Origin of the sequence: Victivallis sp. (assembly GCF_048170485.1) — a bacterium.
GTDB lineage: Bacteria > Verrucomicrobiota > Lentisphaeria > Victivallales > Victivallaceae > Victivallis.
Map to the genome: position 1 here is coordinate 1 of NZ_DBEXAY010000052.1, position 11,398 is coordinate 11,398.

The following is an 11,398-nucleotide window of genomic DNA, read 5'->3' on the forward strand; positions in this document are numbered from 1 at the left end:
TTTTCCTAGGGGATGGCTGTGAAATTTTTTCTGTTGAACGGATTTGGGAAGCCATTTTCGACTGGAAGAAATTTCCATGGCGGATTCTCATAACTTTTTTTCATACAGGAACATTATGACAAATATCGGGAAAAGCCATTAATTTTTTGTTCGGGAAACCTTGCAAAAAAGCAATGTTGCAGTATAGTAACCAAGTTTGAAACAGACCGCAAGCCCTCCTCCGGGGGGATTCCTGATTTCATTATTACGACAACTCTTTTCGGGATGGTCTTTTGTCTTTCGGGGCAGAAGAAGATATAATAATGCAACGAAAACGGGGGCGTATCCCCACGTTTCATGTGACAGGAGAGATGAAGGCAAGATGCATTGGCTGGACTGGATGATTGTAGGGATCCCGCTCGCGGTGATCATCGGCATGGCGTTTTATTCCCAGCGATACGCACGCGGCGTGGTGGATTTCCTCGCGGCCGGGCGTGTCGCCGGCCGATACGTGATCTCGGTGGGCGACCTGGCCGCCGGACTCTCGGTGATCACCCTGGTCGCCGGCAGCGAACAGAACTACCAGACCGGATACGGCATCAGCTTCTGGAACCATATCATCGCTCCCGTAGGCGTGGTGCTCGCGCTGACCGGTTTCTGCACCTACCGATGGCGGCAGACCCGATGCCTCTCCAAGGGGCAGTTCATCGAAATGCGTTACGGCAGCAAATCGTTCCGTGTGGTCACAGCGACCGTCAGCACCATCTCCGAAATGGTCACCAACGCCCTCGGACCGGCCATCGCAACCAACTTCTTCATCTATTATCTCGGCCTGCCGCACAAAATCATGATCTGCGGCATCAATCTTCCCTGCTATGTGATTATCGTGGTAATGTGTCTTACGCTGGCGATGCTGATCATCTGGCCCGCCGGTCGAATTTCCCTGCTGGTGACCGACTGCTTCCAGGGATTGCTCTCCTACCCGATCTTCGTGATGGTCGTCGGCTTCATCCTGCTGAAATTCTCGTGGAACGTCGATATCTCCCCGATTCTGTGGGACCGCGCCCCCGAACAGAGCTTCATGAACCCCTACGATGTGGCGCAGCTGCGTGATTTCAACGTCTTCGCCCTGGTGGTGACGCTGACCAGCTCCATCCTCAACCGCGCCAGCTGGATCGGCAACGACACCACCAACTCCGGCCGCACCCCGCATGAACAGAAGATGGCCGGTATTCTCGGTTCCTGGCGGAACGGGTTCTCGACCATGATGATGCTCCTCGTTGCTGTGCTGGTGTATGTCTTCATGAACAGCGGGAACTTCGCCGCGCACGACAACTCCAACCGGTTCCGGGTGACCAACAACGAACTGCGCCAGCGGCTCTCCGAGCGGGTGCTGGACGAAGTGATCGAAGACCGCGGCCGTTATGCCGAGGTGAAATCCGCCGTGGAGGCGATTCCCGATACGCGCCACGTAATCGGCAAGGACAAACCGCTGTCGCAGCAGGAGAACCTCGACACCCGTTACTTCAAAGTGGTTCGCGAAAAACTGGGAGATACGCCGGAGGCGCGTCATGAATTCCAGCAGTACCGCACGCTCTATCAGCAGATGATGATGCCGATGGTGCTGCGCAACGTCCTGCCGGTCGGCATGCTCGGCCTCTTCTGTCTGCTGATGGTGATGCTGCTCATTTCGACCGATGACTCCCGTATCTTCAACGCGGCGGGCTGCATCGTGCAGGATATGATCCTGCCCTTCATGAAGACCCGGCTCTCCCCGAAAAAACACCTGCTGCTGTTGCGTCTGACCGCCCTCGGCGTCTCCCTCTTCTTCCTGGTGGTGGCGCTCTTCTTCTCGCAGCTGGACTACATCAACATGTTCACGACGATCATGTGCGCGCTGTGGCTGGGCGGCGCGGGGCCGATCATGGTGTTCGGCCTCTACAGCCGGTTCGGCAATCTCGTCGGTGCCTGGTGTGCGATCATCTTCGGTTCCGGCTCTTCGCTGCTCGGACTGATCTTCCAGCGCAACTGGGCCGAAACGATCTATCCCTGGCTGGAACGCAATCACTGGGTTGACCCGATGAACAACCTTCTGATCACGATCAGTGAGCCGTTCGACCCCTGGATCCAGTGGTCGATGGACCCGGTGAAGTTCCCGATCAACTCCTACGAGATCTTCTTCATTTCGATGATTCTGGCGGTCGGCAGCTACATCATCGGCTCGCTTCTGACCTACAAGCCCTACGATCTGGATAAACTGCTGCACCGCGGCAAATACTGCGACAATCCGGAAGAAGCGCTCGCCGAAGAGAAGGTCCGCTGGACTCCGCTTACGATCTTCCGCAAGCTCATCGGCATCACGCCGGAATACACCCGCGGCGACAAGGTGATCGCATGGTCGGTGTTCTGCTATGTGTTCATCTACCAGCTGCTGGGAACCTTTGTGATCGTAGCGATCTGGAACATCTTCTGGCCGTGGCCGAAGAGCTGGTGGAACAACTACTTCTACATCGTCTCCCTGGTGATGCCCGGCATCATCGGTGTAATCTCGACCTTCTGGTTCCTGATCGGCGGCGCCCGTGACACCTTCCGGCTCTTCCGCGACCTGAGCAAACGGGTGGAGAATCCGGACGACAACGGTCAGATTTCGGTGGCCGACAGCAAGACCGAATAAACCGTCTCTTCATAGAATACTCCACAACGGGCTGTTGCAATCCCCTGCAGGGATGCGACAGCCCCTTTTTTGTCATCAGCGGGAATTCCGGGGCGTGAGGGTGCTGGAGGGCCGGTCGCCCTCCAGGCCTCTTCGGTTGGGTGAAGACGGTACCGAGGCGGGAATTTCCGGCTTCTGCGGTGCGCGGTCGGGAGAGAGGCGATATGCTGAACTTCCGTGCGGGAATGTTGGTCGAGGGTGCTGGAGGGCCGGTCGCCCTCCAGACCTCCTCGGATAGCAGAAAACGGTACCGAGGCGGGAATATCCGGCTTCTGCGGTGCGCGGTCGGGATGCGGGGGGATTAGCTGAACTCCGTACGGGAATGGTGCTCGAGGGTGCTGGAGGGCCGGTCGCCCTCCAGACCTCCTCGCCCGTGAGAAGACCATAGTCGGTTGATACTGATCCGCACGCGGCCCTCGCGGGCCTTACTTGTCGGGCTTCGCCCGCCAACTCCTCAATCGCCGGAGAGGCTGCGCTCGACTCCGTTCGACTGCGTCGCAATCGCTCCTTGCTGCTTTGCGTTTCGCAAAGCAGTTCTCTCACATGCGCTCGCGGCGCTTACCGCGCTTGTGCCTGTGAGAAGACCGGGGTCCGGGGAAAATGCAGGCCGCGCTTGTGCCTGTGAGAAAGCCGGGGTCCGGGGAAAATGCAGGCCGCGCTTGGGCACGCGAGAAGGCCGGGTTCCGGAGGAAATGCTGACCGCGCTTGGGCACGCGAGAAGGCCGGGTTCCGGAGGAAATGCTGACCGCGCTTGTGCACGCGAGTAGGCCGGATTGCGGAGGGAATACAGGCCGCGCTTGGGCCCGCGAGAAAGCCGGGTTCCGGAGGAAATGCTGACCGCGCTTGTGCACGCGAGAAGGCCGGGGTATTGCGGAAAATTCCGCTCGCGGCGCTGACCGCTCGTCTACCCCGGTTGCGCGCTCCCTCTTTACCGCCCCACTCCCAGTCGAAGCAGGAACCGGCGCCAGAGATGACGGCGCGGCTTGGCGGTATCGTGCACAAAAATGAAATAGAGCGCCGGAATCACGTAGAGCGTCAGCAGCGAAGCGACCGTAAGCCCTCCGACTACCCCCATGCCGCAGCTCGACCGCAGTTCCGACCCGAGGCCGGTGCCGAACGCCATGGGCAGCATTCCCGCCACCGACGCGATACTGGTCATCACGATCGGCCGGAATTTCGACTGCGTTGCCTGCAGCATCGCCTGATGTGTCGTCACGCCGGAATTCACCAGCATGGCACACTCGTCCATAATCAGAATCGCGTTGTTCACCACGATACCGATCATCATGACGCCGCCGAGCAGCCCCATCATCGACATCGACATGCCGGTCAGCCACAGCGTCGCATACATGCCGAGGAACCCCAGCGGCACCGTGAACATGATCAGGAACGGCCGGGACCACGACTCCATGATTCCCGCAATCAGGAGATAGGTCAGCACCGCCGCGAGCAGAATCACCTGCCCGAATTCCCGCGCCGTCTCATTCATCAGCTCCACACTTCCGCTCATCCGGACGCCATACCCCGGCGGCAGCGCCTCCAGCGCCAGTTTGCCGATCGTATCCGAAACCGGCCCGAGCGCCATGCCGGGCGCGGTGTTCGCGTACAGCCACATCGTCCGCGCCTTGTCGTAGCGGTTGATCACCACCGGACGGGTATCCTCGGTGATTTCGGCGAGCGTCTCCGTACCGAGCGGATTGTTGTCCTTCCGCGCCGGCGCCGCCTGCCGCAGCTGTTCCTCGCCGTACTCCTTCTGATTCTTGACGCGGATGTCGAAGGTCCGCGCTCCCGCCCGGTAATCTCCGACCTCGATGCCGTCGAGCGAACCGAGCAGATATTCGTACAGCTCATTGGCCGACATATCCAGATTCTGCAGTACCGTACGCCGCGGCGTGATGTTGATGTTCGGTTTGCGTTCCCGGCGGCTGGAGTCGACGTCGCGGACGATTCCCAGTGTCGGGAGTTTTTCCATCACCGCCATCTCCGCCTCTTCCAGCACATTCAGATCGTTGCCGTTCATCACACAGCGGATTTCCGCGCCGCTTCCGCCGAAGGTCGCCGGAATCGACAGCGTCACCCGGCAGTTGTCCAGATAAGCGAGCTCCTTGCGCAACTGGGCCTGCAGATCGTAGATCGACTCCTCCCGCTCAAATTTATCCGTCGTGCGCAGTGTGATCTGCCCGATGTAGACGGCCGAAGAGATCTGCCCGCCGCCGCCGTCGGAGTCGCCCACCGTGATCGACATGCCGCGGACAAAGTCGAACTTCTTCAGGTGATCGGCCGCCTCGCGGATCAGCCGATCGGTGGTCTCCAGATTGTAGTTGGTCGGGAACTCGAACTTGACCCGGATCTCCCCCTGGTCGCAGAAGGGCAGGAAGGAAAGTCCCACCTGCGGCACCACCCAGAAAAATACCGCCGCAGAAAGCGCCAGCACCGCCAGGATCAGCGATTTCGGGTGGCGGGCGGTCCATTCGATGCTCCGGTCGAACTTCCGGCAGAGCCAGTCATACCCCCGGTCCCAGGGGGTGAACAGCTTCGCCAGAAAACCGGTCGTCTGCCCCGCTTCCCCACCCTTTTTCTGCTTCAGCAGTACGCAAGAGAGAATCGGAGTCAGCGTGAAACTGATGAAGAGCGACACCAGCGTTGCCACCACCATCACCCCCGCGAACGGCACCATCATCGTACCGATCCGGGTGGTCATCATCATCACCGGCACAAACACCACCACGTTGGTGAGGGCACTCGCCGACACCGCCGCAATCACCTCGTCGGTTCCCCGTTCGGCGGCCACTTTGATCGTCTCACCCCGGTCCAGATGTTTGAAGATGTTCTCAATCACCACGATCGAGTTGGTCACCAGCACGCCGACCGAACAGCCCAGCGACAACAGTGTCATGATGTTGAACGAATAGTTGAAATAGGCCATGGCCGCAAAGGTCACGATCACCGAAATCGGCATCGAAATCATCACGATGAAGGTCGACCTCGGCTCGTGCAGGAAGAGGAAAAGCAGAACCGCCGTCAGAATAATACCGGTCAGAATGCTGCTCCAGGCATCGTCCACCGACGCCTGAATGAAGGCGCCGGAGTCGGTGAACCAGAAGAGCTCCATTCCGGTGGGCAGTTCGCCGTTCCGCACCATCGTGTCGAACCGTTCGCGAATGCCGCGGATCACTTCGACCGCGTTGGCCTCGCCCTTCTTCACAATCCGGAACCGGGCCGCGGGCTTGCCGTTCACATAGGCCTTGCTGCGCACCTCGCGGCTCATGAACTTCACATCCGCCACGTCGCGCAAATAGACCCGCTTGTTCTTGAATTTGCCGATCTCCAGCGCCTTGATCTGTTCGAAGTCCTTGAAGTCTCCGTCGAAGGTGACGTTTTTCTCGCCCTTGTCGAATTGAATGCGCCCCAGCGGCTCACGGACGTTGTTCTCGCGGAGCTTGGTGACGACGTCGTTGATCGTCAGGTTCATCGCGGTCAGCTTCGCCCGGTCGAGCAGCACGTGGATCTGCATTTCGTTCGCGCCGTAGACGCGCACCTCGCCCACCCCCGGCACCGAGGAGAACCGGTCGGCGATCACGTCGTCGGCGTAGTCGTAGAGATCGTCCTGGGTGCGGTCGCCGACCAGGAACGCCTGCACCACAGTGGTCGCGTTGGTGTCGATCTTCCGGATCGTGGGTTCGTCGGCGCCGTCGGGCAGATCGGTCCGGATGCGGTTCAGCGCCTCGCGGATGTCGGTGGCGGCGACGTCGACGTCGGTCCCCATGTTGAATTCCAGCTGGATGCGCGCCTCATCCTCCATCGAGGTGCTGGTGATGTGTTTGATGCCGTCCAGCGACGAGACCGCGTCCTCAATCCGTTTGACGACTTCGACCTCGATCTCCGTCGGGCTGGCGCCTTCGTATTCGCAGCGCACCAGCACCATCGGCACCTCCATGTTCGGCAGCAGGTCGATGCTGATCCGGGGGTAGAGGCTGACGCCGATCATCACCAGAACGATGATGAACGCAGTCATCGCAATCGGGCGGCGGACAGACCATTGACTTAAAAACATGCGACAGTCTCCCCTCCGTTACTTTGCCTTGATTTCACGGAGCAGTGAGCCGTTGTTGACAAACGTCTGTCCGGTGACGACGAACCGTTCCTTCAACAGTTCCGCGGCATTCACCACTTCGCAGTACTTGCCGTCGACAATGCCGCGCACTACGTCGAAGCTCTTCGCCCGGTTGTCCGGACCGATGGCGTAGACGATGTAGCGGTCGTTGGCGCGCAGAAGAAGCGCGTCGGCGGGCAGACCGTACGCCTCCTTCTCCTCCAGGATGATGGAGAGGTCGCACAGCGTGCCGCTGACCAGTTTGATCTCGGGCGGGACCGCCACCTTGAGCTTGAAGGTGCGGCTCTCCGGGTCGATGCTCGGCGCCTTGTAGGTCACGACGGCGCGCCCCTTGTCGACCCCGTCCAGCATGACGAGCACCGGAGTTCGGCCCGCCTGGACAAGATCGTAGTAGACCGCGCTGATGTAGCAGATCACTTCGAGCTGCTTCTGATTCTCCAGCTTGAGGATGTTCTGACCGGCGGTCACGTACTCGTTCTCCTCGACATATTTGTCGGTGATGATGCAGTCGAAGGGAGCTTTCACGATGGAATCGTCCAGATTCTTCTCGGCGATGACGAGATTGCTCTCGGCCTGTTTGAGCTGCGCTTCGGCGTTGGCGATCGCCGCCTGCGCGTTCCGGACGTCGGTCTTCGCCTTCTTGTAGGCGGTCTCGTAGGTTTCGAATTCGGTCTGACTGGTCGCCTTCGACTGCCAGAGGGTAAGGAACCGCTCGTAGTCGAGCGTGGCCTTGCGTTCGGAAATCTTCGCACTCTCCAGCGCGATGCGGGCGCTTTCGAGCTCGGCGTTCTTGACCTTGATCTCATCCTCCCGCATGGTCACCTGATTCTTCAGCACCTGACGGTCGATGCCGAACAGGACGTCATCCTTTTTGCGGACATCGCCCTCGTCGACCTTGAGCAGTTCCAGCGTCCCGCTGATCTTGGCGGAGATGGTCGCGTATTCCACCGGCCAGACGGTTCCCTGCACCGGGATCTGCCGCCGGAACGTCCGCTTCTGAAGCGGTTCAAGCGTCACCCGCGTCTCCCGTTCCACCACCTGCTTTTTCTGCTCTTTTGAACACCCGGCGCCGGCTCCGAACAGAACTCCGGCGGCAGTGAACAACAACAACCATCGAGATACGGGCATGGTCCCCTCCTTGCCGTTTAAAAAAATACAATGATGCCTTACCATCTATACCATATCACAGCGGAAAGAAGTTGCAACACTGCTGACAGAATTCTGACAAAATACTGATTTTGCCATGAAGAAAAGCACTCACAGCGGCAGTTCAAGGTGGAACGCCGCCCCCTCCTCGGGGCGGGAATCCACAAACACCCGGCCGCGATGAAACTGGGCGATCCGCTTGACGATGGCGAGACCGATTCCGCTGCCGTTGTGTTTCTTCCCGGAAGAGGGAACCCGGTAGAAGCGGTTGAAAATCCGTTCCTGATGTTCGGGGGCGATTCCGCAGCCGGAATCGCGGACACAGAAATCCACCGCACGCCCGTCACCGGTCCGGACGGCGGAGACCTCAATCCGCTTCGTTCCGCTGTGAAACACCGCGTTGGAAATGAGATTGTTCAGCGCCTGCTGAAGCAGCAGCGAGTCGGCGAAGATTTCGATGGGGACGCACTCGCCGACCGCAATCTCGATCCCCGCCGCCTCCGCCGCAGGGCGGCAGACCTCGACCGCGCTGCGCACGACCGAGAGCGGCCGGACCGGGAGAAAATCGTTCTCCTCACCGGTTTTCCGCAGCGCATCCAGCGAGGTGAGGGAGAGGAAGTTCTGCAGCAGCGTGTGGAGCCGCTCCGACTGGAGCGACAAGGTCTCGATGCAGCGCGTCCGGTAATCGGGGTGATCGAGCGCGCCGGCGTTGATCGCATCCACCGCGCCGATGATGCCGGTGAGCGGCGTCTTCATCTCGTGGGAGACCGCCGCGATGAATTCGCTGCGGTAGGTCTCGAACCGGCGGATTTCCGTGAGATCGGTCACGGAAACCAGGAAGAAGCGCCCGCCCTCCCGGTTGAAGGAGACGGTGTTGACCAGCAGGATGAACTCCCGGTCGCCGCGCCGCATCGGCAGCTCCGCGGAAGCGACCCCCTCCTCCGCCGCCCGGCGGATCTGATCGCGCAGGTCCTCGGGGCATTCGCGGAGTGTGGATTCCCCCGCCGCTTCCCCCGGGTAGAAGAGTTCCACCGCGGTCCGGTTCCACTGCTCGACCTTCCCGTCGGCGTCGATCAGCAGAATCGCCTCGGTCAGCGCATTCAGAATCGCTTTGCGTTCCGCGGCGTCATCCTGCAGAGAGACGATCTGCTGCCGGAGCCGTTCGGTGAGACTGCGCAGGCAGAGGGCGATCTCGCGGATCAATCCGCGCCGGGGTACGAAAACCGGATATTCCAGCTCGCCGGCGGCAATCCGGGACATGCTGGAAAAGAGACGGTTCAGCGGAGAGCGGATCCAGAAGCAGAAGTACCCGACCAGCGCCGCCACCGAGAGCAGCCCCAGTACGGTCAGAATCAGGATTCCCTGCCGGGTCTGACGCATCAGCAGTGTCATGCTGCTGCACTTTGACGCCATGACCAGAATGTAGTCCTGCGCGCCCACCCGGAACCGGGCGCAGTGATAGACCATGTAGGCGTCCAGCGGCCGGTCGTAGCGGACCAGCACATCCTCGCGCCGGTTCCGCTTGAACATGTTCCGGATCTCCGGCTCGCGGATGTGCTCGGCGAGGTAGGCGGGAACATCCTCGGTCTGCACCACAGTACCCCGCCCGCGGGCGATGATCCGCACAACCACCGGATTGGGACCGTGGCTGTTGAGCAGCCGGTGGATTTTATCGAGCTCATTGGCAGCGATGAGTTCGCGGCAGGCGCGGACGATGAGGGCGTTGTTCCGCCGCGTCTCATTGGCCAGTTCGCGAAAGTAGGCGTTCTGAAAGTTCGCCAGCTGAATGTCCAGAAAAAAGATTGCGAGAATGATGATTCCCCCGATCACCGCGGGAACGGAGAACAGCACATAATCCCGCCGCGCCATCGTCTACTCCCCGGCCATGCGGTAGCCGACGCCGCGGACGGTTTCGATATGGTCCGCCCAGTCGCCGAGCTTCCGGCGGAGGTTGACCATCTGCATGTCGATCGCCCGCGCCGTGACGGAGTAATTGTCCCCCTTGACCGCCCGGATGATCTGGTTGCGGGTGAAGACTCTGCCGGGATTCTCCGCCAGCAGGGCGAGGGTCCGGAATTCGTCGGCGGTCAGCGCGAGCGGATTCCCCTCCAGCCGGGCGCAGTGGGCGTCCAGATCGATCGACAGCGGTCCGAACACGATGGTTCTGGCCGCTGCGGAGCTCCTCCGCTTGCGCAGCTGAACGGCGATCCGGGCGGCGAGAATCTTGCTGCTGTAAGGTTTGGTGACGTAATCATCCGCCCCCATTTCGAGACCGAGGACGATATCGTTCTCCTCGCCCTTGGCCGAGAGCATGATGATGGGGATCTCCGCCAGCGCCGGATTGTTCTTGAGATTCCGGCAGACGGTCAGCCCGTCGATGCCGGGCAGCATGATGTCGAGCAGAATGAGGTCGGGCACGAGCCGGGCGGCCATCTCGAGCCCCTCCCGGCCGTCGGAGGCGCAGAACACCTGAGAGAACCCGTTCATATTGAGGTTCATCTTGGTCATGTCGCAGATCGAAGCGTCGTCTTCGATCATCAGGATTCTGGGATTCATCGCACCTCCTTTTTTTTCAAGATAACCCGGGAAGCGGAATTTGTCAAGCCTCCCGGCGGCCGGTCACGGCTCCTCCGAAATCTCCCACATGCACTGCCACAGGCTTTTCATCAGAATGAACAGCTCTTCGCTTTCGAGAAAAACCGTATAGTTCTCTTTGAGCCCGGAGGCGATCGCCACGGTCCGGTCAAACAGATAGAGTCCGGAGATGTTGTCGCTGATCGCCCGGGGAAAATAGCGGACGTGTCGCAGATTCTTTTCTCCGGGGCGCATATACTCCTCCTCCGGCATCTCCCGCGCCCGGTTGCGGATTGACCAGGACCAGATGCCGCGCCGGATGCGCTGCCGGACATATTCCGCTTCACACTCCGGGGTGGAAAGTTTCAACATCTCGCGGACCGCGCCGAAATAAAAATACTCTTTCGCCTTGACGTTGAGCAGAGCGGAACGGAGTGCCTCGCCCCCTTCGGCCCCCTCATAGTAGTGAACACGCGGACGTTTTTCTCCGCCGCGGTACAGTGCATAAAGATCCGGCAGGACCGCATCGAGCGCCTCCTTCCGCCGGTTTTCAATTTCGGCGAGGCGGGCGGGATCTTCCGGCGAGAAAAGCCGACGACGCCCGGAAACCGTCTCGCACACGAGCTGTTTCTCACGAAGCAGATCGAGCACGTCATAAACCGTCGGATGTTTGAGTTTCGTATACTTGGCGATTTCAATCGCGGAGGCCGATCCCAGTTGCAGCAGTGCCAGGTAGACTTTCGCCTGCCGCCCCTTCAGATCGAGCCGTTCGAGCTGTTCCATCAGATTCATACGTTCTCCATGTCGTAAAAAGTCGACATCTGCTGTTTTCTGTTTTACTCTTGAAAAGCGGGAAACCCGCAGATACTTTA

Annotated in this window: 6 protein-coding genes; 1 reads left to right on the forward strand and 5 read right to left on the reverse strand. The window is 60.0% G+C overall.

Features of this window, described 5'->3' with window-relative positions; genetic code table 11:
* Positions 1–361: 361 nt before the first annotated feature.
* A complete protein-coding gene (locus tag ACMLHG_RS02805) occupies positions 362–2,653 on the forward strand; it encodes a sodium:panthothenate symporter (protein ID WP_417169475.1) in 2,292 nt (763 codons plus the stop codon).
* 967 nt (positions 2,654–3,620) lie between these two features.
* On the opposite strand, the gene ACMLHG_RS02810 is transcribed toward ACMLHG_RS02805, so the two are convergent.
* The 5 genes from ACMLHG_RS02810 to ACMLHG_RS02830 all read right to left on the reverse strand — a co-directional run bounded on the left by ACMLHG_RS02810 (position 3,621) and on the right by ACMLHG_RS02830 (position 11,318).
* A complete protein-coding gene (locus tag ACMLHG_RS02810; RefSeq protein WP_417169476.1) occupies positions 3,621–6,746 on the reverse strand; it encodes an efflux RND transporter permease subunit in 3,126 nt (1,041 codons plus the stop codon).
* A gap of 18 nt (positions 6,747–6,764) precedes the next feature.
* Positions 6,765–7,934, reverse strand: a complete 1,170-nt coding sequence (locus ACMLHG_RS02815) for an efflux RND transporter periplasmic adaptor subunit (protein ID WP_294433601.1) — start codon at positions 7,932–7,934, stop codon at positions 6,765–6,767.
* Between the two features lie 129 nt (positions 7,935–8,063).
* Positions 8,064–9,821, reverse strand: coding sequence for a sensor histidine kinase (locus tag ACMLHG_RS02820; protein ID WP_294433604.1), 1,758 nt, complete (start codon positions 9,819–9,821; stop codon positions 8,064–8,066).
* Between the two features lie 3 nt (positions 9,822–9,824).
* Entirely contained in the window at positions 9,825–10,508 is a 684-nt protein-coding gene (locus tag ACMLHG_RS02825; RefSeq protein WP_294433605.1) for a response regulator, read from the reverse strand.
* 63 nt (positions 10,509–10,571) lie between these two features.
* Complete coding sequence (locus ACMLHG_RS02830; RefSeq protein WP_294433608.1) at positions 10,572–11,318, reverse strand: TrmB family transcriptional regulator; 747 nt, start codon at positions 11,316–11,318, stop codon at positions 10,572–10,574.
* Between the last annotated feature and the right edge of the window lie 80 nt (positions 11,319–11,398).

Excerpts from the sequence above, each read along its gene's own strand:
- ACMLHG_RS02805 (WP_417169475.1), top strand. The coding sequence starts at position 362 with ATGCATTGGCTGGACTGGATGATTGTAGGGATCCCGCTCGCGGTGATC.
- ACMLHG_RS02810 (WP_417169476.1), bottom strand. The coding sequence starts at position 6,746 with ATGTTTTTAAGTCAATGGTCTGTCCGCCGCCCGATTGCGATGACTGCG.
- ACMLHG_RS02815 (WP_294433601.1), bottom strand. The coding sequence starts at position 7,934 with ATGCCCGTATCTCGATGGTTGTTGTTGTTCACTGCCGCCGGAGTTCTG.
- ACMLHG_RS02820 (WP_294433604.1), bottom strand. The coding sequence starts at position 9,821 with ATGGCGCGGCGGGATTATGTGCTGTTCTCCGTTCCCGCGGTGATCGGG.
- ACMLHG_RS02825 (WP_294433605.1), bottom strand. The coding sequence starts at position 10,508 with ATGAATCCCAGAATCCTGATGATCGAAGACGACGCTTCGATCTGCGAC.
- ACMLHG_RS02830 (WP_294433608.1), bottom strand. The coding sequence starts at position 11,318 with ATGAATCTGATGGAACAGCTCGAACGGCTCGATCTGAAGGGGCGGCAG.